Source organism: Haloferula helveola, from assembly GCF_037076345.1.
Taxonomy (GTDB): domain Bacteria; phylum Verrucomicrobiota; class Verrucomicrobiia; order Verrucomicrobiales; family Akkermansiaceae; genus Haloferula; species Haloferula helveola.
Genome location: NZ_AP024702.1, coordinates 3,871,653 through 3,898,132 on the forward strand (window position 1 = coordinate 3,871,653; position 26,480 = coordinate 3,898,132).

General features: G+C 63.4%; 15 protein-coding genes and 1 pseudogene. 7 read left to right on the forward strand and 9 right to left on the reverse strand.

Annotated elements, in window-relative coordinates; all coding sequences use genetic code 11:
* Positions 1-4 precede the first annotated feature (4 nt).
* On the reverse strand, positions 5-1,249 hold the full coding sequence (locus HAHE_RS14550; RefSeq protein ID WP_338685423.1) for a PQQ-binding-like beta-propeller repeat protein: 1,245 nt from the start codon (positions 1,247-1,249) through the stop codon (positions 5-7).
* A 170-nt stretch (positions 1,250-1,419) separates the two neighbouring features.
* Here HAHE_RS14550 and HAHE_RS14555 point away from each other — a divergent pair, with 170 nt between their 5' ends.
* From HAHE_RS14555 to HAHE_RS14570, 4 genes and pseudogenes are all read left to right on the forward strand, one after another.
* Positions 1,420-2,736: a choice-of-anchor Q domain-containing protein gene (locus tag HAHE_RS14555; RefSeq protein ID WP_338685424.1), complete on the forward strand. Its 1,317-nt coding sequence runs from the start codon at positions 1,420-1,422 to the stop codon at positions 2,734-2,736.
* The gene (locus HAHE_RS14560; protein WP_338685425.1) at positions 2,729-5,380 is read left to right on the forward strand and encodes a hypothetical protein; all 2,652 of its coding nucleotides are present in this window, start codon (positions 2,729-2,731) and stop codon (positions 5,378-5,380) included. Before HAHE_RS14555 ends, HAHE_RS14560 begins: the two co-directional genes overlap by 8 nt.
* A 449-nt stretch (positions 5,381-5,829) precedes the next feature.
* The gene (locus HAHE_RS14565; protein WP_338685426.1) at positions 5,830-6,609 is read left to right on the forward strand and encodes a DUF1080 domain-containing protein; all 780 of its coding nucleotides are present in this window, start codon (positions 5,830-5,832) and stop codon (positions 6,607-6,609) included.
* A 40-nt stretch (positions 6,610-6,649) separates the two neighbouring features.
* Positions 6,650-7,459 (forward strand): annotated as a pseudogene (locus tag HAHE_RS14570) (IS5 family transposase); the annotation flags it as partial.
* Between the two features lie 10 nt (positions 7,460-7,469).
* Here the strand turns inward: HAHE_RS14570 and HAHE_RS14575 are convergent.
* The 7 genes from HAHE_RS14575 to HAHE_RS14605 all read right to left on the reverse strand — a co-directional run bounded on the left by HAHE_RS14575 (position 7,470) and on the right by HAHE_RS14605 (position 16,805).
* Positions 7,470-8,546: an alpha/beta hydrolase fold domain-containing protein gene (locus tag HAHE_RS14575; RefSeq protein WP_338685428.1), complete on the reverse strand. Its 1,077-nt coding sequence runs from the start codon at positions 8,544-8,546 to the stop codon at positions 7,470-7,472.
* 112 nt (positions 8,547-8,658) lie between these two features.
* Positions 8,659-9,384, reverse strand: coding sequence for a hypothetical protein (locus HAHE_RS14580; RefSeq protein ID WP_338685430.1), 726 nt, complete (start codon positions 9,382-9,384; stop codon positions 8,659-8,661).
* A gap of 11 nt (positions 9,385-9,395) precedes the next feature.
* Positions 9,396-10,223 (reverse strand): aldehyde dehydrogenase family protein, encoded by an 828-nt coding sequence (locus tag HAHE_RS14585; RefSeq protein WP_338685431.1) that lies wholly within the window; start codon positions 10,221-10,223, stop codon positions 9,396-9,398.
* A gap of 76 nt (positions 10,224-10,299) precedes the next feature.
* Positions 10,300-11,787, reverse strand: coding sequence for an aldehyde dehydrogenase family protein (locus HAHE_RS14590; RefSeq protein ID WP_338685432.1), 1,488 nt, complete (start codon positions 11,785-11,787; stop codon positions 10,300-10,302).
* A 72-nt stretch (positions 11,788-11,859) separates the two neighbouring features.
* A complete protein-coding gene (gene deoC, locus HAHE_RS14595) occupies positions 11,860-12,786 on the reverse strand; it encodes a deoxyribose-phosphate aldolase (RefSeq protein WP_338685434.1) in 927 nt (308 codons plus the stop codon).
* 60 nt (positions 12,787-12,846) lie between these two features.
* Positions 12,847-14,400 carry a sulfatase gene (locus HAHE_RS14600; protein ID WP_338685436.1) on the reverse strand — a complete coding sequence of 518 codons (1,554 nt, stop codon included), beginning with the start codon at positions 14,398-14,400 and terminating at the stop codon, positions 12,847-12,849.
* A gap of 185 nt (positions 14,401-14,585) precedes the next feature.
* Positions 14,586-16,805, reverse strand: coding sequence for an NADP-dependent isocitrate dehydrogenase (locus HAHE_RS14605; RefSeq protein ID WP_338685437.1), 2,220 nt, complete (start codon positions 16,803-16,805; stop codon positions 14,586-14,588).
* Between the two features lie 272 nt (positions 16,806-17,077).
* Here HAHE_RS14605 and HAHE_RS14610 point away from each other — a divergent pair, with 272 nt between their 5' ends.
* Both HAHE_RS14610 and HAHE_RS14615 read left to right on the forward strand, forming a co-directional pair.
* Complete coding sequence (locus HAHE_RS14610) at positions 17,078-23,530, forward strand: Ig-like domain-containing protein (protein ID WP_338685439.1); 6,453 nt, start codon at positions 17,078-17,080, stop codon at positions 23,528-23,530.
* Between the two features lie 8 nt (positions 23,531-23,538).
* Positions 23,539-24,303: a hypothetical protein gene (locus HAHE_RS14615; RefSeq protein ID WP_338685441.1), complete on the forward strand. Its 765-nt coding sequence runs from the start codon at positions 23,539-23,541 to the stop codon at positions 24,301-24,303.
* A 6-nt stretch (positions 24,304-24,309) separates the two neighbouring features.
* Here the strand turns inward: HAHE_RS14615 and HAHE_RS14620 are convergent, their stop codons facing one another.
* A complete protein-coding gene (locus HAHE_RS14620) occupies positions 24,310-25,635 on the reverse strand; it encodes a dicarboxylate/amino acid:cation symporter (RefSeq protein ID WP_338685442.1) in 1,326 nt (441 codons plus the stop codon).
* Between HAHE_RS14620 and HAHE_RS14625 the strand changes: the two genes are divergently transcribed.
* Positions 25,615-26,169 (forward strand): hypothetical protein, encoded by a 555-nt coding sequence (locus HAHE_RS14625; protein WP_338685443.1) that lies wholly within the window; start codon positions 25,615-25,617, stop codon positions 26,167-26,169. The genes HAHE_RS14620 and HAHE_RS14625 overlap by 21 nt on opposite strands.
* Positions 26,170-26,480: the final 311 nt, after the last annotated feature.

Consider the following 26,480-nt stretch of genomic DNA (forward strand, 5'->3'; position numbering starts at 1 on the left):
CCGCTCAGGTCCCGGTGATTTTCCACAGGGCTTTCTCGGAACGCAGGTAGAGGGCGCCATCGAGCAGGGCAGGCGAGGCGAACAGGCGGTCGCCCATGTCGATCTCGGAAATGATTTCGGCTCCTTCCTCCGAGACCTCGAGCACGTACGCGACGCCGTCTTCGGTGAGGCAGTAGAGCGTGTCGCCGCAGAGCAGGGGCGATGACGAGAAATTGCCGATGAGCTTCTTCATCCAAGCTTCCTTGCCGGTCTTCCAGTCGAATCCGGTCACGAAGCCGGTGTCATCGAGCGCGATGATACGGGACTTGTAGTGGATCAGCGACGGAGTCTTCGGGATGCGTTTTTTCACGTGCCACTCGACATGCGACTTGGTGACATCCCCGTCCGCGCCGGCCAGCCGGATCGCGAGAAGTTCGGGCTTCATGAAGCCGGTGGCGACATACACGCTCCCGCCGGCGACGATCGGTCTCGGGATCAGAGAGAAGCCTTCGTCGTAGGTCGCCTTCCACAATAGTTTGCCGTCCTTCGGCGCATAGGCACCGACCATGCCGCTGCCGGGGCTGATGATCTCGGTGCGCCCTCCGTTCTCGATGACCGTCGGGGTGGAGAAAGAGAAGGTCCGCTTGACGTCGGCGACCCTCGGCGTTTTCCAAGCGGTCGAGCCGTCCTTGCGGTTGAGCGCGTAAATGGCCGGGTTTTCCTCGGCGTCGGCGTTGACGATCATCAGGTCGCCGTGAAGGACGACCGAGCTGCCGTTGCCGTGCATCGGCTTGTACGAAATCTTCCGCTGCCAGAGCACCTTGCCGTCATCGAGGTCGAGCGCGGCAGTCCCCATGTGGCCGAAGTGGATGTAGACGACCCCGTCGGCGATGGCCGGCGTCGAACTTGCGAAGCTGTTCTTGGCGTGACGCGCGGCGATTTCGTCGTCGGTCGGCTCGAAAAGCTTCCGTTCCCATGCCGGCTTGCCCGTCTCGGTCTCATAGGCGCGGGCTTTGAGCACCATCCGGCCGTTCTCGGTCTCGGAGGTCGTGATGACGAGCTTGCCGCTGTCGATGACCGGCGACGACCAGCCGTCACCCGGGATCTCGGTCTTCCACTCGACGCCGGAGTCGGGACTCCACTTCGTTGGTGCGTCTCCTTCGGCGACTCCCTGACCGGTCGGTCCGCGGAACTGCGGCCAGCTTTCGGCGGCGTGCAGCGGAAAGGCGAGCGCGGCGGAAGTGAGAAGGATCAGACGACGGAGATGCATGGTATGGCTAGAGTTGCGCTTTGGACGGTTGGGGTCAATGACCGGAGGTTGGAGAATCCGCTTCAGGTCGGATTCCCGAAATGTCGGTCATGGTCGCGGCCGTAGGGGAAAGGATGCGCGCAAGGATTTCGTTAGCGGCCGCGGTCGCGATTTGCACTGCCGGGCTTGGGATGCTTTCGATGGTGAATGCCAAGGTCTTCCATGTCGACCCGGCCCGCGGGAGTATTGGAAATGACGGGTCGGAAGCGAAACCATGGCGAACTTTGGAGGAAGTGTTGAAGGCCGGGCAGGTCCGCACCCGGGTGCCGGGTAGCAGCGGCAGCGGTTGGACCGAACGCAATCCGGAGGGCCTGGTCGGGCCGGGTGACACGATCGTGCTCCACACCGGCTACCATGGCCGGTTCGAGATGGCCGGAGGACACAATGAGGAACCGATCACGATCATGGCGGCCGAAGGAGCGGTCCCGACGCTTGGGAAGATCCGGTTGGCCGGTGTTTCGAAATGGGTATTCAAGGGCCTCACGGTGACGCCGAGCGCGGCTCCGGAGTATCGGCGTGAGGTGCTCGTCGATATCGCCAACGACAAGCGCTTCGGAGGAAGCCGTGAAGTCACCGTGGAGGACTGCGGGATCTTTTCGGTCGAGGACGTCAGCGGATGGTCGAAGGCAGACTGGAACGAGAAGCCGTGCAACGGCATCCAGGTCTCGGCCAACGAGTGTGTAATCCGCAACAATCGGGTGCGGAACATCAACTTCGGGATCAGCGTCACCGGGAAGGACGCGTTGGTGGACCGGAATTTGGTCGAGAACTTCGCGGGGGACGGGCTTCGCGGCCTCGGCGACGGCGGCGTGTTTCAATACAACACCGTGCGCAATTGCTACGACGTGAACGACAACCATGACGACGGGTTCCAGTCATGGAGTGTCGGACCGAAGGGCGTCGGGACGGGTGTGGTGAAGGGGATCGTCCTCAACGGGAATGTCTTCATCAACTTCACCGATCCGGATCAGCCGTTCCGCGGGACACTGCAGGGAATCGGATGTTTCGACGGATTCTTCGAGGACTGGGTGATCGAGAACAATGTGGTGGTGGTCGATCACTGGCACGGCATCACCCTGCTTGGCGCGAAGAACTGCGTGATCCGAAACAACACAGTGGTCGATTCAAAGAGCGGTCGACCCGGTCCGCCGTGGATCCAGATCGGGAAGCACAAGAAGGGCACGGCATCGAGTGGTTGCGTGGTTCGCGACAATCTCGGTGCGGACTTTCGGATCTCCGAGGGCAACCGCTCCGAGCACAACCTGAAGCTCGGCGAGTTGGATCGCTTCTTCGTCAATGCGGCGGAATTCAACTTCCGCCTGCGCAAGGGAAGCCCGGCCATCGACGCTGGTCCGGGTGACGATCCTCCCGGGCTGGACGCGGAAGGAAAGACGAGGGTGGTTGGCAAATCGATCGATGCGGGAGCTTATGAATACGGGAATGAGTAGGGAGCGGAGAGAGTGGACCGCGAGCGTGCTGTCGCTTGCTCTCGTTTCGTTGATTCCGCTCGTTGCCCAGCCGGAGCCGATCTGGGTCGAAGGCGAGTCGGCAGCGCAGGCCGACGTCCTCAAACACCCGTGGTATCACGGGCAGGTCAAGAAGGGCGAGTTGTCGGGTGGCGAGTTCGTGTCGCATTTCTCGAACGAGAAAGAAGGACGCGTGCGCTACGAAGTCGCGGTGCCCGAGGCGGGTGACTACTTGCTCTGGATCCGTGCGAATCCCGTGCAGAGCCGGATGAGTCTCAGTGTCGATGGCGGCAAGGAGATCGAGGTCGATTTCAAGCGGGGTCAGACCGGCAACACGAACATCGCGGCCGACGGCAAACCGGACTTGCGCTTCCTCGCTTGGTCGGAGGTCGGGAGTTTCAAATTGGAGGGTGGCAAGCACCGGCTCGAGTTCCGGTTCACCAGCAAGAACTCGCACCATGGCGCGATTGACTGCTTCGTGCTCGCACCGCCGGATTTCAAACCGATGGGGATTCTCAAGCCGGACCAGATCGCGCGTCAACGGGAGAAGCTGGCGAAGGAAAACGAGGGCTGGGTGCCGTGGCTGGGAGATCCTTCGGCGAAAGGCGGGTCGATGATCGACCTGCGGTTCCTGAACGAGAAGTACGCAGGCGAGAAGGGCGGGGTCGTGGCCAAGGGACCGGACTTCGTTTTTCGCAAGACGGGGGAGAAGGTCCGCTTCTGGGCGGTCAATGGTCCGCCCCACGATCTGCACGGGGAGGATCTGGCGAAGTGTGCGCGGATGCTCGCCTCGAAGGGCGTGAACATGGTGCGCCTGCACGGCAAGGTTTTCAACGAATCGACCGGTGAACTGGATCGGGCGAAGACCGAGCACATCCGCGAGGTGGTCGCGGCAATGAAGAAGGAGGGCATCTACTCGCACCTGTCGATCTACTTCCCGTTGTGGATGAAACCGAAGCCGGGACCGGGTTGGCGGGAGGGCTACGACGGCAACAAGCACCCGTTCGCACTGCTCTACTTCGAGCCGGACTTTCAGGAGTTGCATCGCCAGTGGCTGAAGGCTGCCCTGGACGGCCTGCTGGATGAACCGGCGGTGTTCGGGATCGAGTTGGTCAACGAGGATTCGCTGTTCTTCTGGACCTTTGCCGACAGGAACATCCCGGATCCGCAACTCCGGAAGTTTGAGAAGCAGTTCGGGGACTGGGCGGTTGCGAAGCATGGTTCGGTCGCGAAGGCGATCGAGGCATGGGGCGGAATGAAGCACCCGCGCGACGGAGACGGACGCCTCGGGTTCCGGCCGTTGTGGAACATCGTCAACGAGCGCAAGCCGCGGGATCGCGACACCGTCGAGTTCCTGATGTCGAGCCAGCGCGGATACTACGGGGAAACCGTGGAGTGGCTGCGCGGGACCGGCTTCAAGGGGCTGGTGACCGCCTCGAACTGGCACACGGCCGATCCGGTGTTTCTCGGGCCGCTGGAAAAGTACAGCTACACGGTCGGCGATTTCATCGATCGGCACGGCTACTTCGGCTGCATGCACTCGGGCGACAATGCCGCGTGGTCGATCCGCGACGGACACATCTACGGCGATCGCAGTGGTTTGCGCTTCGATCCCGAGAAGCCGTCGGGTCCCAAGTTGTTCTCCAACCCGGTGATCGACCCGGAATACAATGGGATGCCGTCGATGATCTCCGAAACCACCTACAACCGGCCGAACCGCTACCGGGTCGAGGCGCCGTGGTTGTTCGCCTGCTATGGCGCGTTGCAGGGCAGCGATGCGGTTGTGCACTTCGCGCTCGATTCGTCCGACTGGGCGGTGAAGCCCGGATTCTTCATGCAGCCGTGGACGCTGATGACGCCGACCCAGGTGGGGCAGTTTCCGGCGGCGGCCGTGCTCTTCCGGGAGAGCTTGGTCCGGGAAGGCCCGGTGATCGCCGACTACCGGCTTTCGGTCGACGATGCGGTCGCGCTGAAGGGGAGTCCGATCGCGCACGCGGCGAACCTGGACGAGCTGAGGAAGTCCGATGTGCCGGAGGATGATGGGATGCCCCGGAGGGGGATCGATCCGCTGGCCCACTTCATGGGGCGCGTCCGATTGGAGATCGGGGACGGTCCGAGCACCAAGGATGCCGGGATGGGCCGGATCGGTCCGTCCGATGTGGTCCGGGGTGGTGAGCTGGAACTGGATTACGCGAGGGGGCTCCTGACGGTGCGGGCTGAAGGTGCCCAAGGGGTTGTCGGCGCGATCGAGGGGACCTTTTCCCTGCCGGCGCTCGCGGTTCGGTCGACCATGGAATTGGGTGCGATCGTCGCGGTCTCGATGGACGGGAAGCCGCTGGCGGAGTCGGGAAAGGTTTTGCTGCAGGTGATGAGTGAGGAGAAGGCGACGGGGTTCCGCACCGAGCCGACGTCCGATGGTCGCAAGCGGATCGTTTCGATCGGCAAGGATCCGTGGTTGGTCCGCGAGCTGTCGGGCGAGGCTGGGTTGAGGCGCGCGGATGCCGAGTCGCTGACGGTTCACGCCCTCGATCGGGATGGGCGGGTTGTTGCAAGCAACAAGGGAGCGAGGAAGTTCGGGTTCCGGCCGGCCTGTCCGTACTACCTGATCACCGCGGGCGGCGAGTAGGCATCGGGAGCCACAGGATCCCGGAAAAGTCAGTCCCGCAGCCCTACAGACACGGGACGGACCCAGAGAAGCCGTCTACATGATTAGCGCCGAAGGGGCGTCGGCGGTTAGCCACGGGGTTTACCCCGTGGTAGGCATGAAGCGAACGATCGGAGCCCCGGAGGGGCGCAGGCGAAGCATGACGCGCAGGTGAGTCCGGCACCGCCTACGCCCCTCCGGGGCTCGAATTCTCTGACGGCCGAGTTCCACGGGGTGAACCCCGTGGCTAACTGCCGACGTCCCTTCGGGACTGGGGAGGTTGCCGGGGCCGGGCTTGGGATGGCGGCAGTCGAAGTTCCAAAGCCCCAAGCCCCAAGCCCCAAGCTCCAAACTCCAAACTCCAAACTCCGCCACCGATCGAGTCACAACGGGGGCTTGGACGGGGTCCGACTGCGGACTAGAAGGACCCCGTGAAAGCTGCTGCCCGAATCGTTGCGTTCGCCGCCTTGGTTGTTTGTGCCCGTTCTTCCGCGGAGGAATCATGGATCCCGCTCTTCAACGGCAAGGACCTCAGCGGCTGGACGCCCAAGTTCACCAAACATCCCTGTGGTGAAAACCCCTTCAACACCTTCCGGGTCGAGGACGGCATCCTCAAGGTCAGCTACACCGACTACCCGAAGTTCGACGGCCATTACGGGCACCTCTACAGCAACCTCGCCTACTCGCACTACAAGCTGCGGATGGAGTATCGCTTCGAGGGCAAGATGATGGCCGACGCGCCGCACTACGTGAATCTCAACAGCGGGTTCATGATCCACTCGCAGTCACCGCTCAGCATGCGCCTCGATCAGGCGTTTCCCGTGAGCCTCGAGTTCCAGTTCCTCGCCGACGAGGGAAAAGGAAAGCGGTCGACCGGAAACGTCTGCACTCCCGGAACCAATCTTGAGATCGATGGCAAGCTGGTGACCCAGCATATCGTCGAGTCAACCGCTCCGACCTTTGCCGCCGACGAGTGGGTGGCGGTCGAGATCGAGGTCCGCGGCAATGACGAGGTCATCCACCGGGTCAACGGCATGGAAGTGCTCCGCTACCAGCGCCCTCAGCTGGATCCCAAGAACGGCGTCGAGTCCGCCGAGCCGCTTCTGAAAGCAGGCGCACCGTTGCAGCTTTCTTTCGGCCACATCGCGCTGCAGGCGGAAGGCCAGCCGGTGTGGTTCCGGAAGATCGAACTGATGCCGCTCAAGCCCTAGGATCTGTTCACGAATTAAATCTGTACTTTTCCTGAAGCGTTTGTTTCAAGCTTCGGATGCCAGCTGGACATCCTCGAAGCATGATCACCGACGAGATTTGGGAGCAGATTGAAAGTGCTCTGACCAAGGCGAAGCATTCGCGTGCGGGAGCTCCACCGGCCATGAGTGATCGCGAATTCATGGAGGCGGTTCTTTATCTGAACCGGACAGGTTGCCCGTGGCGCGATCTACCTCCTGAACTGGGCTATTGGCATGCCGTCTACATGCGTTTCCGGCGGTGGCAGGAGCGTGGTGTGTGGAAGCGCCTTTGGCAGGAAATGCAAGGCGGGCACTTTGCCGGAGCTCGTGAACTGATGATGGACTCCACCACAGTCCGAGCTCATCAGCATGCGGCCGGAGCGCCAAAAAAAACTCTTCCGATCAGGCTCTCGGACGCTCTCGAGGGGGATTGAGCACCAAGATTCACGCAGCAACCATTGATGAGAACTGTAGCGTGGCGCTGCATCTTACCCCTGGCCAGGCCCATGATGGCAGGCAGTTCGAGACACTCTTCGAAAGCCTCCAGCCGGAGAACGTTCTGGAAGCAGCCATGCTCGACAAGGGTTACGACGCCAATCGCATCCGCGAGCGCCTGAACTTCGAGGGCATTGAAGCGGTGATCCCGCCGATCAACTCAAGGGCAGGCGTCATCCGGTATGACCGGAATCGCTACCGCCGCCGAAACCGGGTCGAACGGTTCTTCAACAAGATCAAACACTTCCGACGCATTGCCACGCGCTACGACAAGCTTTCTCAGACCTTTTTCTCTGCGGTCTATCTGGTAGCGGCATTCATCATCGCACGCAATTCGTGAACAGATCCTAGCGCACCCGGATCGGTTCGTTGGAGATTTCCCCGGGGACGTCGCGCAGGTGGAGGTCGAGGAAGGTCTTGATGCGCCGGTTGAGTTCGGCGCTCTGGAATCCGTGGCCTGCTCCCTTCATCGCGATCAGGTGACTCTCGACTTCGGCCTTGTCGAGCGCGGCGTCGAGTTGTTCCGCCTGACTGAAGGGCACCAGGCGGTCGCTGGTGCCGTGGGCGGTGAGAAACGGGGCGTCTTCTCGGCCCACCCAGTGGACCGGTGAGGCGAGCCGGGCGTTCTTGCGGATCTCGTCCTCTTCCATGCCGAGCAATTTGATGGCACCGTTTTTCCGACTCATTTCGACGATGTCGGCGCCTTCCCCGTAGAAGGTTTCGAAGTCGGTCGGGCCGAAGAAGTTCACCACCGCCTGCACCTTGCTGCTGGTTTCGACGAATTCCCCCAGTTCGCCCTCGAGATCCTTCTCGCCGTTGCTGGTGCCGAGCAGGGCGGCGAGGTGGCCGCCGGCCGAACTGCCCATCACGGCGATGCGGTCGGGGTCGATTCCATACTTCTCAGCGTTCGCCCGGAGGAAACGGATCGCAGCCTTGCAGTCGTGGATCTGAGCCGGCCACAAGGCATCCTGCACGAGCCGGTAATTGATCGAGGCCACCGCGAACTCACCGGTGCCGGTGATCGCCTCGGCGTATCGCTGGCCTTCCCTCTTGTTACCCATGGTCCACGCGCCGCCGTGGATGTAGACCACGACCGGGAGAGGTTCGGCCGGACGCTTTTCCGGAAAGTAGAGATCCAGCCTCTGCCGCTCGTGCCCGTCGCCAACGTAATCGATGTTTCGCTCGTCCGTCTCCACTCCTGCCGCGGGGCCTTGGAGCTGGCGCACGACCGCGGCGATCCGTTCGAACTCCTGCTTCGACAGATTCCCGTCGCCGTTCGCATCGACCAGAGCCATGAAAGGGCGCGCCTGTTCAGGAAGCTCGGCAGGGGTGACCTTGCCGTCGCGATTGGTGTCGATCTGGTCGAAAATGTGGGCCTGGCCGAAGCAGGCGGGGGCGAGGATGAGGAAAAGCAGAGCGCGCATGGTCGAAAGAAACACCGGGATTTGGAAACTGTCTTGAGGTAATTGCGGGCATTCGCCGCATCGACGGGGGTACGCATCAGCCGGTGCCGAGGTTACCTCGGGAGGTGGCCTTTCAGCTGGCCTTCGCCTCGAAGCATCCGTCCCGGCCCTTGTAGGGCTCGGTGTCGACATCGAACCAACGGCTCTTCTGGACCCGCTCCTTGTTGTAGGGCGGCGCGAAAATGTCGACCAGTTGGGTCAGGCTACGGGCCTGGAGGCGATGAATGTTCCGCTCCTTGGAAGTCAGGGTGGACACGTTGGCCTTGGTCAATTCCGCCTTGGCGGTTTGCTTGAGCAACAGGCTTCCCTCGCCCGCTTTCTCGTCGAGCTCATCGTAGTTCCAGACATCGATGGTGCCGGTGGCGCAAAGCAGCACTCCGGTCATGCCCGGATGGTCGTGGTGACGGATCTGTTCGCCCTTCTCGAACTGCACGAAGGAGATCTCGAAATCCTGCTGCTTTTCGAGCTTGTCGAAGTCGACGCGCTTGTTGCCGATGCCCTGCTTCGCGTCCTCGAAAGCCTGCGCGAGTTCGGGCGACTTCAGGTCGAGGCGCAGCGCGATCGCGGCGGCCCGCTCGACGTAGGATTGCTCGTTCCAGTCATCGAGGTGCTGGCGGGCCGCCTCCTTGGCGATCGCCTCGAGGAAGGCGTCCCAGTGGATGGGTGCGTCCTCGGCTACGCGCCCTTGGAACGCGTTCGCCCGTGTCGCGAAGGCGGTGATCGCGGGCAGCGCCATCGTCAGCCCCAAGAAACCCGGCAGGCTGGTGCGGATGAAATCGCGGCGTGAGTAGTCGTCCATGATACGCGGGGCTAAGCGCCGATCGGGTGCCAAACTGTCTTGGCTTCGGTGAAATCGCGGATGGCGTAGGGCGAATCGAGGTCGCCGGAGAACCAGTCGGTGTCCGGGCGGTGGAGAATGACCCGCTTGACGGATTCCGCCGCGCCCTGCTGCAACTCCGTAGCGTCTTTCCCGGTGGCAGTGGCTGCCACGGCCCGGAGGTGCTCGTGGGTGGCGAAAGTCGGGATCAGCTCGGCGCGGTCGCCGGTGAGGAGGTTCACCACGCCGCCCGGCAGGTCGGAGACGGCGAGCATCTCCCCGAGAAGGATGCTCGGATAAGGCGCGGACTTCGAGGCCAGCGCCACGACGGCGTTGCCCGAGACGATGGCCGGAAGCACCAGCGACATCAGCGCGAGGAGCGGTGCTTCCTCGGGAGCGAGGAGGCCGACGATGCCGACCGGTTCGGTGACGGTGAAGTTGAAGTGGGAGCTCGCCACCGGGTTCACGCTGCCGAGCACCTGCTCGTATTTGTCGGCCCATCCGGCGTAGTGGACGATCCGGTCGATCGTGGCGCGGGTTTCCTCTTCGCTCGTGGCCGCGGCCATCTCGTCCGCCCGCGACTCCAGCATCTCGGCCATCCGGTAGAGGATCTGTGCGCGATTGTAGGGTGAGCGCTTCGCCCATCCCGGGCCGGCCTTGGCCGCGGCTTCGACGGCATTGCGCAGATCCTTGCGCGAGCAGAGCGGGATATTGGCGATGAACTCGCCGGAGCTACTGCGCATCTCGTAGACGCGGCCGGACTCGGAGCGGATGAACGCGCCACCGACGTAGCATTTCGGGGTCTTGGTGATTTTCAGCATCGAGATTTTGAATGGTGCGCGGACTTCAGTCCGCATTCTTGGAGAGGGCGGACTGAAGTCCGCGCACCGTGAGAGATCATGTGAGTTTGGTGTAGTCGAGGAGTCCGTGTTTGCCGCCTTCGCGGCCGAAGCCGGACTCCTTGTAGCCGCCGAACGGGCTCGACGGGTCGAACTTGTTGTAGGTGTTGGCCCAAACGACGCCGGCCTTCAGGGTGGACGCCATCTTCAGGATCTTGCTGCCCTTGTCGGTCCAGACACCGGCGCTCAGGCCGTAGCAGGTGTTGTTGGCCTTCTCGATGGCCTCATCGGGCGTGCGGAAGGTGAGGATGGAAAGCACCGGCCCGAAGATCTCTTCGCGGGCGATGCGATGGCTTTGCGCGACTCCGGTGAACAGGGTCGGGGCGAAGTAGAAGCCGTTGTGCGGAAGCTTGCAGGACGGCTGGTGGATGGTCGCGCCCTCGTCGACACCGCTCCGGACGAGCTCCTTGATCCGCGCCAGCTGCTCGGCGGAGTTGATCGCACCGATATCAGTGTTTTTGTCCATCGGGTCACCGACACGAAGGGTGGCAAGCCGGCGCTTGAGGCGGGTGACCAGTTCCTTTTCGACGCCCTCTTGGACGAGCAGTCGGGACCCGGCGCAGCAGACGTGGCCCTGGTTGAAGAAGATGCCGTTGATGATGCCCTCGACCGCTTGGTCGAGCGGGGCGTCGTCGAAAACGATGTTCGCCGCCTTGCCGCCGAGTTCGAGGGTGAGCTTCTTGCCGGTCCCGGCGAGCGAGCGTTGGATGATCTTGCCGACTTCCGTGGAACCAGTGAACGCGATCTTGGCAGCCGTCGGGTGGTTGACCACCGCCGCCCCGGTTTCACCGGCGCCGGTGACGATGTTGACGACTCCCGGAGGCAAGCCGGCTTGCTCGAGGATGGTGGCGAACTTGAGCGCGGTGACCGAGGTCGTCTCGGCCGGCTTGATCACCACGGTGTTTCCCGTAGCCAGCGCCGGGGCGATTTTCCACGCGAGCATCAGCAGCGGGAAATTCCACGGGATGACCTGACCGATCACCCCGAGCGGCGCGAGCGTGCGGCCGGGTGCGGCATACTGCAGCTTGTCGGCCCAGCCGGCGTGGTAGAAGAAATGCGCGGCGGCCATCGGCAGGTCGAAGTCGCGCGATTCCTTGATCGGCTTGCCGCCATCGAGCGTCTCGGCCACGGCGAACTCTCGCGAGCGGTCCTGCAACAGCCGGGCGATGCGGAACAGATACTTGCCACGCTCCGCACCCGGGAGCTTTGACCAGGAGCGGAATGCCTTCGTCGCGGCGGTGTAGGCGGCATCGACATCGGCGGCGTTCGCCATCGGGATCTCGGTGAGCTTCTTGCCGTCACGGGGTGAGATTGAGTCGAAATACGTCCGCGACTTCGGCGCAACGTGCTTGCCGTTGATGAAGAGCCGGTAGCGGTCGTCGATGTGGGCAGGCGCCGACTCGGGGGCGGGGTCGAATTCCCAGAGGTCACCGAACAGGAGTTCGCGGGCCTGGGTCTTCGAGCGGGCTGACTTTCTTGCTGGCATGTCTAAGGGATGAACCGCCAAGACGCCAAGGGCGCCAAGGTTGGTTGGACTTTGGAAATTGTGACTTGGAACTTAATACCCCCCGGCGTTTTCGGTGAAGGTCCACGGGGCCTGATAGGCTCCGGTCCGTTGGGTTTCGAGTTGGCGGATGAGGTCGTTGAGGAGGGACGAGGCACCGAAGCGGTAGCGGCGGTTGTTGAGCCAGGCGTCGCCAAGGGTCTCCTTCACCGCGATGAGGAACTGCAATGCCTGCTTCGCGGTGCGGATGCCGCCGGCGGGCTTCATCGCGATCTCGGTTCCGGTTTCGAGGTAGTGATCGCGGATGGCGTCGAGCATCACCTGATTGTTGCCGAGCGTGGCATTCGCCGAGGTCTTGCCGGTGCTGGTCTTGATGAAGTCCCCCGGCCGGATCACGCGCATCGAGAGGAAGGATGCGGCTCGGATGTTGTCGTAGGTTTCGAGTTCGGAGGTCTCGAGGATGACCTTGAGGGTCGCATCGCCACAGGCCTCGACGACCGCCGCGATTTCATCTTGCATCCGGCCGAACTCGCCCGACAGGAACGCGCCCCGGTTGATCACCATGTCGATCTCGTCGGCGCCGTCGGCGACCGCCTGAAGGACTTCGGCGAGCCGGGTCTTGAGCGGTGCCTGGCCGGAGGGAAAGGCGGTCGCAACGCTGGCGATGCGGACCGGAGTTCCCTTCACGTGGCGGCCGGCATGCCTGACCATCGACGGGTAAACGCAGACCGCGGCGACCTGCGGGACGTCGCCCTCGGAGTGGGGGTGCAGCGCCTTTTGACAAAGCGACGCGACCTTTCCGGGCGTATCGTTTCCCTCGAGGGTCGTGAGGTCGACCATCGACGCCGCGAGCTTGAGGCCGAAGACCTTCGACTGCTTCTTGATCGATCGCGTCGCGTATTTCGCGACCCGTTCCTCGACGCCCACGGCATCGACGGTTCCGATCTCATCGAGGAGGCGGCGGAGGGCCGTTGGTTTCATTGCCGCCCATCATGAAAAGCGCGGGGCTGGGCGGCAATGAAGGAGTTCGCGGACGAGCGCTTACTTCCGGGTCTTGTCGAGGTAGGGTGGACGGTCGAAGGCGTCGTCGAGACGCGGGTCCTTGTTCTCGACCAACTCGTTCATGAGCTGGTTCTTGAGCTCCGACAGGGCCGCGGCGTAGGTCGGGTCCTTCGCCAGATTCTTCATCTGGAACGGATCCTTCTTCAGGTCGTAGAGCTCCTCCGCCGGCCGCTTTTCCCAAGCGTAGGAGAGCAGCGGAGCCACCTCCTCGTCATCCTGATGGTGAACCATCCATGCCTTGGTCGGTGAGGCGTCGATGTCGGCATAGGCGGCCCGGGTGTCGCGGACCAGTTCGTCGTAGTCCGGTTTGGCGCCATCGGCGGCGGCCTTCGGGTCACCCATCGGCCAGCGGTCGGGCTTGAAGTTCCTCACGTAGAGGAAGTCGGGCGTGCGGATGGAGCGGACCGGGTAGGGGAGGAAGCCGTCCCTGGCGCCACCGACATGGACCTCGCGACCGATCAATGCCCAACCGCGGAGATCCTTGTCGGTGCCACCCTTGAACAGCGCGGGGAGCATGTTCTGGCCGTTCGGATCGTCCGGCGACTCGGTATCGGCCGCGGCGAGGAAGGTCGGTGCGAGGTCGATCAGCGAGACCGGCACCTTGACCTCGCGACCGGCGACGATGCGTCCGGGCCAACTCATCGCGAGCAGCACGCGGGAGCCGAAGTCATGAACGTTGCACTTGCCGCGCGGGAAGCCCGGCGCGCCGTGGTCGCCGGAGATGCAGATGATCGTGTTCGCGTATTCGCCGGTCTTCTTCAGTTCTTCGATGATGACTCCGCAGGCGGCGTCGAAGGCCATCGCTTCGCCGAGGTAGTCGGCGAAATCCTCACGCACGATCTCGGTGTCGGGGAGGAATGGCGGCAATTTGCCCTTCAGTTTGTCGGGATCGAGACCCCAGAGCTTTTTGCCGGATCCCTGCACCCAGGTTCGGTGGGTGTTGGTCGGATTGAACGAGTAGAAGAACGGCTGGCCTTCCTCGCGGTCCTTGAGGAAGTCCTGGAAGTTCGAACGCACCGCTTCGAGGATCGCCTCCTTGGAGCCGGGGTTCTTGGTGACGTTCTGCGAGTAGGTGCTGATGCGGTTGCCGGCCTTGCTGTACTGGTTCTGCTTGCCGCCGATCAGGCGCTCGGGGATGTGCCACTTGTGGCTCCAGCCGATGTGGTAGCCGTTCTTGCCGAGGGTGGCCGGCATTCCGACGATCTTGTCGAACGGGTTGGGTGCGCCCTTCTGCCAACGGTTGTGGAGTTGCGAGGCCGACGCGTTGCGGAAGAAATGCCGACCCGTGTAGAGCGAACCGCGACAGGGGGTGCAGGACGGGACCGAAACGAAGGCGTTGTCGAAGAGTGCGCCTTCCTTGGCGATCGTGTCGAAGGCCGGGGTGCTGACGATGTCGTTCGGCGAAGGCTTCTCGGGATCCGCGTAGGCCGAGGCGTAGCGGCCAAGGTCGTCGGCGAAGAGCAGCAGGATGTTCGGGGACTCCGCGGCGAAGCAGGGGAGGGAGACGGCGAAGAGGATCGCGAGAGCTTTCACGCGGGATAGTTCGTGAGCAGCCGGGCCGATCTTTCGCCGGGGTGGGCCTCCGCTTCAGGCACCAGAGGACCGCGCGAGCCCACTCGCGCATCTGCCGGAGCGACGGGGCGCGAGTGGGCTCGCGCGGTCCGCCTGGTGGTCAGCGACCGCCAGCCCATGGATACGGCGCTCGCAGAGCGCCACTCCTACCCAATGATGCCGTTGAGCGTGGCGCTCGGGCGCATGGCGGCTTCGGCCTTGGCGTCGTCGGGCTGGTAGTAGCCGCCGATGTCGGCGGGGCTGCCCTGCACGGCGATCAGTTCCTCGACGATCTTCGCCTCGTTCTCGGCGAGCGCGTCCGCGATCGGGGCGAACTCGGTCTTGAGATCCGGATCAGCGGCCTGGGCGGCCAGCGCCTGCGCCCAGTAGAGCGCGAGGTAGAAGTGGGAACCGCGGTTGTCGATGCCGCCCAAGCGGCGCGTCGGCGACTTGTCGTTCTTGAGGAACTCACCCGTGGCCGAGTCGAGCGTCTCCGCCAGCACCTTGGCCTTGGCATTGCCGAAGGTCTCGGAGAGGTGCTCAAGCGAGACGGCAAGCGCGAGGAACTCGCCGAGCGAATCCCAGCGCAGGTAGTTTTCGGCGGTGAACTGCTGGACGTGCTTCGGAGCCGATCCGCCGGCGCCGGTTTCGAACAGGCCGCCGCCCTTCATCAGGGGAACGATCGAGAGCATCTTGGCGGAAGTGCCGAGTTCGAGGATCGGGAAGAGGTCGGTGAGGTAGTCGCGCAGCACGTTGCCGGTGACCGAAATGGTGTCCTGTCCGTCCTTGATCCGCTCGAGCGAGAACTCGGTCGCCTCGACCGGCGACATGATGTGGATCTCAAGGCCGTCGGTGTCGTGCTCGCCGAGATACTGGCCGACCTTGGCGATGAGCTGTGCGTCGTGCGCGCGGTTCTCATCGAGCCAGAAAACGGCGGGCGTGCCGGTGGCGCGGGCGCGGTTGACGGCGAGCTTCACCCAGTCACGGATCGACTCGTCCTTGGTCTGGCAGGCGCGCCAGATGTCCTTTTCCTCGACGCCGTGCTCAAGCAGCACGTTGCCGTCGGCATCGATCACCTTCACCACGCCGGCGGCGGGGATCTCGAAGGTCTTGTCGTGGGAGCCGTATTCTTCAGCCTTCTTCGCCATCAGGCCGACGTTCGGCACGCTGCCCATGGTGGTCGGGTCGAAGGCGCCATGCTTCTTGCAGAAGTCAATGGTCGCCTGATAGACGCCGGCGTAGGAGCTGTCGGGGATGACGGCCAGCGCGTCCTGGCGCTCGCCGTTCTTGTCCCACATCTTGCCCGAGTCGCGGATCATCGCGGGCATCGAGGCGTCGATGATGATGTCGCTCGGCACGTGTAGGCCGGTGATGCCCTTGTCGGAGTTGACCATCGCGAGGTCCGGTCCGGCCTCGAGCGCGGCGGCGAGGTCGGCCTTGATTGCCTCGCGCGTTTCCTCGGGCATCTGGTCGAGCTTGGCGATCAGGTCGCCAAGGCCGTTGTTGAAGTCGACGCCTGCAGCGACCAGCGCGTCGGCGTGCTTGGCGACGAGGTCCTTGAAGAACACGCGCACGCAGTGGCCGAAGATGATCGGGTCGGAGACCTTCATCATGGTGGCCTTCATGTGCAGCGAGAAGAGGATCCCTTCTTCCTTGGCCGCCTCGATCTGCTTGCCGAGGAAGTCGACCAGGGCGTTGCGGTTCATGCAGGTCGCATCGAGCACCTCACCTTCGAGGAGCTTGAGGCCGTCCTTGAGCACGATCGTTTCGCCGGAAGCGGTCTGCAGCTCGATGCGGGCGGTGGTCGGCGCCTCGAGGGTTACCGACTTCTCGCTCGAGGCGAAATCGTTGGTGTCCATGGTCGCGACGCGGGTCTTCGAGTCCGACGACCACGCACCCATCGAGTGCGGGTTGGCGCGGGCGTATTCCTTGACCGCCTTCGGTGCGCGACGGTCCGAGTTGCCCTCGCGCAGCACCGGGTTCACGGCGCTGCCCTTGACCTTGTCATAGCGCGCCTTGATGTCCTTCTCGGCGTCGGTCTTCGGATCTGCCGGGTATTCCGGGAGCGGGAAGCCCTGCGCCTGCAGCTCCTTGATCGCTGCGGTGAGCTGCGGGATCGAGGCGCTGATGTTCGGCAGCTTGATGATGTTGGTTTCCGGCTCCTGCGTCATTTCACCGAGCTCGGCGAGGGCGTCGGCGACCTTCTGATCCTCTCCGAGGAATTCAGGAAACTGGGAGAGGATGCGGCCCGCGAGCGAGATGTCGCTGAGTTCGATCGAAATGCCCGAAGAAGCGGTGAATTTCCGGATGATGGGCAACAGCGAGTAGGTTGCGAGGGCCGGAGCTTCGTCGGTTTTGGTATAAATGATCGTGGGAGCCTTGGACATGGTCGGTAGGGGCGCGGAATTGTGCGGGGCCGCTTTAGGGGAAGGGCCCGAGGCGGTCAAAGAATTTGGAAATCCGGGGGATTCGGAGGCAGACGCCGGACCAGCGAAGGATCCGATTGAACGATCCTGACACAAATGGGTGCAATCAGTAATGATTCGCATGTTTTCTGCAAAATTCTGCTGAAAATAGACTGAGGGCTTGCCACAAAGGATCGGAGTGTGCGGGTATGAACGCTTATTAGGTCAAAAATTGACTTAAAAACCCCAATACGATGACAAAGCCTGAAAATCCCCCGGCGTGTGCCCGCACGCTGTTCCTGATGGCTGGAATGCTGACGATTCCGGCCTTCGCCGCGGCTCCGGTCGCGCTTGATGACCTGGTGCTGGTGGAGGAGGGAACGACCGTGACGGTCGACTACCTGACCGCCAATGACTCCGACGCGGACGGCGATCTGCTGTCGGTCGTGACCACGACTCCTCCCTCCAACGGCACCCTGACGCCGCTGGGTGGTGGGGCCTACTCCTACATGCCCGACCCCGGTTTCACGGGATTGGACAGCTTTACCTACGTCGTGAGCGACGGTGTGCTGACCGACACCGGTTCGGTGCGGGTTTCGGTCAATGCGAGCCTCGATGCCGAGGCGGCGCGCGACGCGCTGCTCGCGGGGGTCGGCGAACTCGCGAACCCGACCCAGCCGGGCCACATGAGTGCCTGGGGTCCGACCGCGGCAAGCATTTCGAACTACGCCGGGCAGGATGAGACGCGGCCGATGGTCGCAGCCGCGACGCTCGGCGCCGGCCGGGTGGTGGTGCTGCCGGATCACCAGTGGCTGAACATGGACAACTACGGCGCGACCGTCGACACGGGCACCTTCTACGAGAATGCGATCACGTGGGCGGCGGGAACGACCGACAAGAACATCGCGATCGTTACGGTCAACTCGAGTGCCGCGACCTGGCTGGCAGGGCAGGGCTACACGAACGTCACGACCAGTTCGACGGCCAACCTGCCGACCGCTCTGGCATCGGCCGACCTGTTCACGGGATGGCTGGGCAATGGCGCCGGCGCTTCTGTGACGACGGCGGTGGCTGACTTCCTCCGCGGCGGGGGAGCGGGCCTGCTTTGCGACTATTCGCCTGGTTACAGCTGGTGGTGGGGCAAGGACAAGTGGGACATCCCCGGCACCATCGCGCTGCGCGATGCCGGCATCACCTTTGTCGGAAATGACTACGTCGGCTCCGGGCCGTTCACGATCAATCGCGCGGACGATGTGATGCCGATCGACACGATCGTCGAGGTGCTGGAGAACCCCGGCGCGCATACCCAGAACGAAAAGGACCTCGCGGTCGGCACGATGCTTCGTCTGGTCGACGCGCTCCACGAGGATGATAGTACTTTGGCCCGGTTGACCGTTGCTTTCGACGGAGCCGTCGCGGGAATCACGCCCACGGAAGCAAACCCGGTCACGGACTCCTTCGAGCGGGCGCTGCTTGAAATCGAGTGCGGCCTGCTGGCCAAGCTCGATCCCTCCGAGATGACGGCCCATCGCGCGGCATTGCCGGTCGATGCGGGTGCTCCGCGGGTCAACGGTGCGGTCTTCGGTGTGACGTCACCGCCTGCCGGTCATTCTCAAAAGACGATCTACACGCCGTTCTATGCCGCACCGGGCGAGCTGGTGACCATCGATTTCCCGGCGGCCCTGTCATCGATCAATCTCGATGTCCGGGTCAGTCACCTGCGTAACGGCGATGGGCAATCGAGCATGCCGGTCATGCCCGACCAGATGATCAACTTCGACGTCGCCGCCGCCCAGGTGCAGGTCGCGAACCCGCACGGCGGGCTGATCCAGATCATCGTCCCGGGCAGCGTCACATGGACCGGCACCGAGAACATCACGGTGACGGGCGCGGTCGAGGCTCCCTATTTCATGCTCGGCACGACGACCGACGCCGAATGGACCGCTGGCATCCGCGACCGTGGCACGCCGTTCGGGGTGCTCGACTCGCCCGAGGCGAGCCTGATCATCGATGCCGATCTCTGGCTGAGGACCCTCGATGATCCCGAGGCGGTGATTTCCGAGTGGGACTTCTTCTGCGGCAAGGTCCGCGAGTTCTATGCCTACGATGCGGGCCGGCAGCTTCCGGTGCACCACGACTACTACCCGGCGGGCGGGGTCTCGACCTATCCGCAGTCCTACGGTCGCACATCGAACCTGGTGGACTCGCTCAATCTCCAGTCATCGGCCTATGCGCTGACGCTTCACGAGTACGGCCACATCTGTGATTCGGGGAACATCATCTTCTACGAGTTCGGCGAAACGAGCCCGAACATGGGCGGCAAGTGGATGCAGGAGACGGCGCGCAAGTATGCCTGGAAGCAGGAGCTGACGGTCGGACGAATCAACAACTACCTGACTCTTCAAACCGACGACCTGTGGAATCACTTCAACCACTATGCGGTCGATGTGAAAGGCACGCCCTTCGACCTGCTGTCGGCCGAATTCGGTCCTGCGGTCATCAAGGACAGCGTGGCGGCCATTACCGCCGCTTCAGGGCTGTCGACCAGCCAGGACAAGATCGACGAGTGGGCGCGCGAGTTGAGCAATCGTACCGGATTCGATATGAGCGACTTCTTCGCCGCGTGGCAGATCCCGGTATCAGCGGCGGCCGAAACGGAGCTCGCTGCCTTCACGGCATGGATGCCGGTTGAGCGCGTGCCGGACTCGCTGGTCGTGACGCAGGACACGCCGGTCGTTTTCAATGACCCGAGCGTCAATGACTTCAGCTATGACGGGACGCTCAACCTCGATTCGGTCGGCCAGCCTTCGTCGGGTAGCGTCACCGACAACGGCGACGGCACCTACACCTACACGCCGGCTCCCGGATTCACCGGTGATGACGACTTCACTTACACCGTAAGCAACGCGACCGGGAATACCTTCGTGACCACCGTGGAAGTCGTGGTGCTCGCTCCCGGAGCGGGGCCGAAACTCGCGGCCTTCGACGGCGTGGCCAACGGCTCCGGATGGTCCACCGTGACCTTGCCTGCGACCTACGTCTCGCCGGTCGTGGTGGCGCAGCCCTTGGTTGCCGCAGGTTCGCCGCCGTTGGTGGCACGGGTTCGAAATGCGGGCGCGACTTCGTTCGAGGTTCGGCTGGATCGGGTCGACGGATCCGCGACTCCCGCAGGTCCGACCGCGGTTCGCTTCATGGTCGTCGAGGAAGGTGTCTACGATGCCGCCACCGACGGCATCAAGATGGAGGCGGTGAGGTTTACCAGCACGGTCACCGACACGGCGGGCAACTTCACCGGGGAAACCCGTCCGTTCGCCTACACCGGCTACGATCACTACTTTATCCCGACGGTGTTCGGCCAGGTGATGTCGGCGAACGACAACAACTGGTCCGCTTTCTGGTATCAGAACTCCGCCAACTCGGTGACGGTCGGCAAACATGTCGGAGAGGATCCGACCACGACCCGTGCCGACGAGACGATCGGCTATGTCGTGATCGAGTCGGGATCGTATCAGGTTGGCGATTACCAGCTTCAGATCGGGCTCTCCAACTTCGATGCCTTCCCGGGCTTCAAGAACACGAGTTCGACGCCGGCGGTCGGAACCTTTCCGGGTTTCCCGTTCATCACTTCCGCCCAGGTCGCGACCGGTCCGGGAGACGACGGATCGCTGGCCCACCAGTTGATCACGGCGGGTCACGACAACTGCGGCTGCTTTCTGACCGAGGACACGCTGGGTGATGCCGAGCAGGGAACGGGTAGCCAGTCGTTCAGCTATTTGCTGGCCTCGTATACCGGCGACGGTGCCGTGCTGAGCCCGGACGTGGCGACCGCGCTTCAGGACGGCCAGACGCTGATCGACGTGCTCGGCAACGATGTCGTGGACGGATCGCCGACGATCCAGGTGAGTCAGCCGTCCAGCGGATCGGTGGCAGTCCATGCCGACGGCAGCCTGATCTACACGCCCGATCCCGGATTCACCGGCCTGGACGGATTCACCTACACGATTGATGGCACCGAGGCTCCGGTGACCGTGAACGTGATCGCATCGGCGGTCAGCCAGTCGGGGATCACCGCAGACCGCTTCAACGGGATTTCCGGCGGATCGATTTCCAACCTGACCTCGAGTCCGGACTATCCGGACAATCCGAGCACGACGACGGTCTGGTCGTCCCTCGATTCCGGTAGCGGTGTCGGGGACTCCTACGGTCACCGTATTTACGGCGTGGTGGTGCCGCCGACGACCGGCGACTACACCTTTTGGATCGCCAGCGACGACGCCAGCGAACTGCGGATCAGCACCGATCACTCATCCGGGGCCGCCACTCTGGTGGCGTCGGTCAGCGGCTGGACCGGCTATCAGGCATGGGATTCCAACTCGTCCCAGCAGTCCCCGACGCTCGCGCTCGAGGCCGACCGCGCCTACTACATCGAAGTCCTCCACAAGGAGGGCGGCGGTGGCGACCATGTCGCGGTGGCGTGGCAAGGCCCGGGCTTCTCCCGGACCGTTCTCGCGACGCCCTCGATCCACACCTTGGGCGACACGGCTCCGACGGTGTTGGCCGCGCCATCGGACGTTGCCGTGGATGAAGGTTCGGCGCCGACCGTGATCGATGTGTCCGGAGTGTTCGGCGATTCCGATCCGGGGGACTTCCTGACCCTGGCGGTCCATGCCAACAGCGATCCCGCACTCGTCGATGCCTCGCTCGTCGGGTCGACGCTGACCCTGAGTTATCCGTCGCTCGAAACCGGTTCGGCTCTCGTTACCTTGCGGGCGATCGACCGTCTGGGAAGCTTGGTGACGTCGTCGTTCACCGTGACGGTTAATGATTCGAACCCCGACTCCGATAGCGACGGCCTGAACGACGCGTGGGAGGTCGCCAACTTTGGCAGCATCGCCGCACAGGACGGTGCCGGCGATCCCGATGGCGACGGTCTCGACAACTCGGGCGAGCTGGCCAACGGCACCGACCCGAACGATGTCGACAGCGACTCCGACGGCTATCAGGACGGCTTCGAGGTTTATGCCGGATCGGATCCGGCCGACGGCGGCGATACCCCGCAAGGCCTATTTGCCGGGCTGCACTCGTGGTGGCGTCTCGATCAGACCGGCGGCTTGGTGGCCGCGGATGAAGTGGCAGGCAATGACGGTGCGGTGACCGGTGCGGTGTTTGGAACCGGCATCGACGGCAACGCGCTGACCTTCGACGGCGTCGACGACGGAGTGCTTGCCGGTTCGTCGGCCGCGCTTACCGGCACGACCGACTTCACGCTCTGCGCGTGGGTCAAGATCGATGCGGCGGCGGGGATCGGAACGGTCATCCAGCAGCGGGAGCCGGGCGGCGCCGGATACCTCGGCGAATACATGCTGAATGTGAATGACGCCGGCACCGTGACGTTCTTCGTCTACAACAGCGGCTATCAGTTCAACCTGACGACCACCGCGACCGTGAATGACGACCAATGGCACCACTTGACCGCGGTGCGCAGCGGTGCTGATGGATTCATCTACATCGATGGCGTCGAGGCAGCCCAGGGAAGTGGCACCATTCAGTCGTTGCAGCCGCTTGCAGTGAGCATCGGGTATGACCACCGCGACTCGAACAAGCGCTTCGCCGGCTCGATCGACGACGTGCGCGTTTACTCGCGGACGCTTGCCTTGGGTGAAATCCAGTCGTTCAGCAATCAAGCGCCTCAGTTCTCCTCCTCGACGTTGGTAAAGGCGGATGGGACGAGTGGGGTAGTTTACACCGGCAGCATCGCGGGCGACGCGAGCGATCCGGATGTTGGAGATACGCTGGTCTTCCAAAGTCTCAGCGGCCCCGCTTGGCTGTCCGTCGGCTCGGACGGATCGCTTTCCGGAACTCCCGGCGCGGGCGACGTCGGACTCAACGAGTGGATGGTCGAGGTCAGCGACGGGGTTCTAACCGACACCGCGACCTTGCAGGTCACGGTTGATCCGCCGCCGAACCAGGCGCCGCAATTCGCGTCATCGCTGCTGGTCAAGGCCAACGCCACCGAGGGCACCGCGTATGCGGGGAGCATCGCCGGCGACGCGAGCGATCCGGATGTCGGCGACACCCTGACCTTCTCGAAGCTCAGTGGTCCGGCATGGCTTTCGGTGGCTGCCAACGGCTCGCTGAGCGGCACGCCGGGAAGTGGTGATGTCGGAACGAACCAATGGACGGTGCAGGTGAGCGACGGCAGCCTGACCGACACGGCGACCTTGCAGGTCACGGTCGATGCGCTGCCCACGCCGACCACCTACGGGGCGAACGGGGAAACGATGATCTCGGGAAGCATCGTCTCGGGTTCGTACTCGAGCACCCTGAGTTCGGACAACAGCTACGAGCAGCTCCAGGAAACGGAGACAAATGGCAAGCCGAGCAAACGTTACTCGTATCTCGAGCATCGGTGGACCTTCGACCTCGGTTCCGGCGGTTCGCAGGTGGATCTGTCGGTCGAGGCCCACCACAGCGCCAATTCGGAGGGCGACGACTTTGTCTTCGCCTACTCGACGGACGGGGTGAACTTCACCGACGTTCTGACGGTGACCAAGACGGCGGATGACAACACGCCGCAACTGGTCAGCCTTCCGCCAGGTCTGAGCGGGCAAGTCACGATCCGGGTGCGCGACACCGATCAGACGCAGGGCAACCGGACGCTCGACTCGTTGTTTGTCGATGCGCTCGGAATCGAAGTGCTTCCCTGAGTTGCCGGATGGTGAAGGTCCTCATATCTCTGGTGGTCGGAGGATTGGTCGGCTTTGCGATCGGCGCTTGGCGCGATCGCGGGCCGACCGGCTCCGAGGCCATGGATGGGGCCACCTTGCCAGTTGAGGCGACGGTCTCAAATCACGAGGTGGGTGCGGGAACATCCGCACCGAAGCACAAGGTTCGGGACGGGGAGGCCGAGTCCGTCGTCGAAAAGCTTGGGGTGGCCGTCGAAGTCGATCCCGAAGTCCTGGTTCGGTTGGCTTCAGCCACCCAGCCCGCACTCGATCACCGCGAGTTGCTCTTCTCGGATGGCGACACGGTCGCGGCGGCCTTGGCGGTTTCTCCTGATGAGCGTAGCGAGCTGGAAAAGGAATGGGCTTCGGTGCGCGACCGGATGCTGGCCAAGCAGAAGGAATCTTTGTCGTTCGTCGAGGGTGAGGAGGAACTCTGGATCGGTTCGGAGCCCTTTGACGGGTCATCGCAGGGGGAGTCGTTCGCCGCGCGGGTTGTCGAAGTGCTCGGTGAGTCACGAGGAAACGCGTTCCTCAAGCTGACGAGAGCCGACGACGCCTTCGGAGGGTGGGGGAGCCGCCGGTCGGCCGCTTACTCGATCCGGGTCGAATCGCAATCCGACGGTCGCTGGGTCTACCGCATCACCGAGCGCCAGCAACCCGACGGACCCGCCGGTCGCAGCTGGGTGAGCGCCGAGATCCCGCCGCACATCCGCAAGGTCACCGACGAGCTGGGAATCCCGGGTCGTCCGCAGTGACAACCGCTACGCGGCGCTCTCTCCGAAGAGTTCCTCGCCCTCGGACTTGGCGATCGTCACGGCGGCGCAGGAGTCGCCGAACACATTCACCGCCGTGCGGAGCATGTCGAGGATGCGGTCGACCGAAAGCAGGGCGACGACCGCGATTTCGGCGTTCGGGACGTTGCTGTTTTTCAGGATGAGCAGGATCGCGACCAGGCTGGCCGACGGCACGCCGGCGACGCCGATGCTGGTCAGCAGCGCGGCGGTGACGACGACGAACTGTTCGCCGAAGCCCATGTGCACGCCCATGACCTGCGCGACGAAGACCACCGCGACGCATTCGTAGAGCGCGGTGCCGTCCATATTGACCGTCGCGCCGAGCGGCAGCGTGAACGAGGCGGTGCGCTTCGAGACGCCTGCGTTGTCCTGGATGCAGCGCATGGTGACCGGCAGGGTGCCGGACGACGAGGCGGTGGAGAATGCGAGCAGCAGGGCGTCGCGCATCGCCCGCAGGTGGTCGAGCGGATTGACCTTGGCGACGAACTTCAGCACCAGCGGCAGCGTGATGCAGAAGTGGAAAGCCAGTGCGGCGATCACGGTGCCGAAGTAGCTGCCCATCTCGACGAAGATCTGCGGACCGTTCTCGTAGATGACGGGAAACATCAGCGCGTAGACCCCGATCGGCGAAACCGCCATGATCCATCGCGTGACCGTGATCATCACGTCGTTGCCGGCCTGGAAGAACTCGCGGAGGGTCTTCATTTCGTCGGCCGGAAGCCGCGTGATCGCGATCGCGAAGAGCAGCGAGAAGACGATCACGCCGAGCATCTGGCCGTTGTCGGTGGCGGCCTTGAAGACATTCGGCGGGACCATCATCTTGATCGTGTCGAGGAAGTCCTTCGGTTCTTTCTCGTTGGCCGCGGCAACCTTCTCACGGTCGGCGTCGCTGGCTTCGGCGGCTTTCTCATCGAAGGCGGCGCGGATCACCTCGTTCGGTTGGCCGTCGACCATGCCGGGCTGGATCAGGTTGACGAGCAGCAGGCCGGTGACCACCGCCACCAGAGAACTGCAGGCGTAGAAAGCGAAGGTCTTTCCGCCGAGCCGACCGAAGCCCTTCACGCCCTGCAGGCTGGCGATGCCGCTGATCACCGAGGTCACGATGAGCGGCACGATGATCATCTTGAGGCCCTGCATGAAGAGGTCGCCGATGAACTTCGAGGTCTCGATCGCGCGTGCGGCGAAGCCTTCCTCGCCGAGTTCCGGGCCCACGAGGTAGCGGAACATCACGCCGGTAAGCGTGGCGAGCACGAGGGCCGCGAGGATCTGCCAGTGGAGGGCAAGGCGCTTCATGCGGCGGAGCCTGAAGTTCCATGGGGAAAGTTCCAAGTTCCAATGGGTGGGGCTGGCAATCGTCAGCGGGTTTGGGATTCTCTGCGTGTGAATCCCCGGCCGTGGTGGAAATCGATCGTGTTTTGGTCCGGGGTGCCGGGCTTGGTTTTTCTCGCCTGGGCCTGGTGCGATTCGAATCGCCACTTTCGATCCGTCATCTACTACCGGAAGCCGCTGATCCACCTCTTGCACGGCGAAGGGGCCGTTTCGCTCAGCGTGGTGGAAGACGGGCCAGCTGCGGTTTCTTCGATCAAACCCCCAGTGGTGGGAATTTATCCGGACGGCAACAGTCCCTACAGGCCGAGCCCAACATGGTTCCCGTCTCCGTCCTTTGAAAGTGTAGGTGACGAAGGGCGAGGAATCGGAACGGACACCCACGTCGTGATTCCATACTGGATGCTTACGATGGGGCACCTGTTGTTCTGGGCGGGGCTGATGGAGATCCGCAGGCGCTGGATCAGGCGGCGGATGATCCGTAGTTTTGAGGATGCGTGAAGGTCCGCGCGGCGCTGCCGCGCATGGGGTGAGCTGGGGGGGCGCGGGCTCGGCTGCCTCCCGGAGGTCATGGTTTCGATCGTTTCCGAGAGGGCCCGTGATGTTTGGTGGTGAACGGACTGATGGACCTCCTGAAGGAGGGACTACGAACCCCACAGGCGCGCCACCGGGGTTTGTAGTTCCCCGTTTACGGGGTCTACCGGCAGGACACGAACGGCGTGGCGCAATCGGCGAATCGTTGGCAGAGTCTCGGGCTCCGGGGCGGACTGAAGTCCGCGGTCCATTCGGCGAAAACGTTGCTTGAGATTCGG

What these genes read in the sequence shown, in the direction of transcription:
- HAHE_RS14605 (WP_338685437.1), bottom strand. Translation starts at nt 16,805, where the DNA reads ATGTCCAAGGCTCCCACGATCATTTATACCAAAACCGACGAAGCTCCG.
- HAHE_RS14620 (WP_338685442.1), bottom strand. Translation starts at nt 25,635, where the DNA reads ATGAAGCGCCTTGCCCTCCACTGGCAGATCCTCGCGGCCCTCGTGCTC.
- HAHE_RS14550 (WP_338685423.1), bottom strand. Translation starts at nt 1,249, where the DNA reads ATGCATCTCCGTCGTCTGATCCTTCTCACTTCCGCCGCGCTCGCCTTT.
- deoC (WP_338685434.1), bottom strand. Translation starts at nt 12,786, where the DNA reads ATGAAACCAACGGCCCTCCGCCGCCTCCTCGATGAGATCGGAACCGTC.
- HAHE_RS14610 (WP_338685439.1), top strand. Translation starts at nt 17,078, where the DNA reads ATGACAAAGCCTGAAAATCCCCCGGCGTGTGCCCGCACGCTGTTCCTG.
- HAHE_RS14560 (WP_338685425.1), top strand. Translation starts at nt 2,729, where the DNA reads ATGAGTAGGGAGCGGAGAGAGTGGACCGCGAGCGTGCTGTCGCTTGCT.
- HAHE_RS14580 (WP_338685430.1), bottom strand. Translation starts at nt 9,384, where the DNA reads ATGGACGACTACTCACGCCGCGATTTCATCCGCACCAGCCTGCCGGGT.
- HAHE_RS14575 (WP_338685428.1), bottom strand. Translation starts at nt 8,546, where the DNA reads ATGCGCGCTCTGCTTTTCCTCATCCTCGCCCCCGCCTGCTTCGGCCAG.
- HAHE_RS14615 (WP_338685441.1), top strand. Translation starts at nt 23,539, where the DNA reads ATGGTGAAGGTCCTCATATCTCTGGTGGTCGGAGGATTGGTCGGCTTT.
- HAHE_RS14590 (WP_338685432.1), bottom strand. Translation starts at nt 11,787, where the DNA reads ATGCCAGCAAGAAAGTCAGCCCGCTCGAAGACCCAGGCCCGCGAACTC.
- HAHE_RS14555 (WP_338685424.1), top strand. Translation starts at nt 1,420, where the DNA reads ATGCTTTCGATGGTGAATGCCAAGGTCTTCCATGTCGACCCGGCCCGC.
- HAHE_RS14585 (WP_338685431.1), bottom strand. Translation starts at nt 10,223, where the DNA reads ATGCTGAAAATCACCAAGACCCCGAAATGCTACGTCGGTGGCGCGTTC.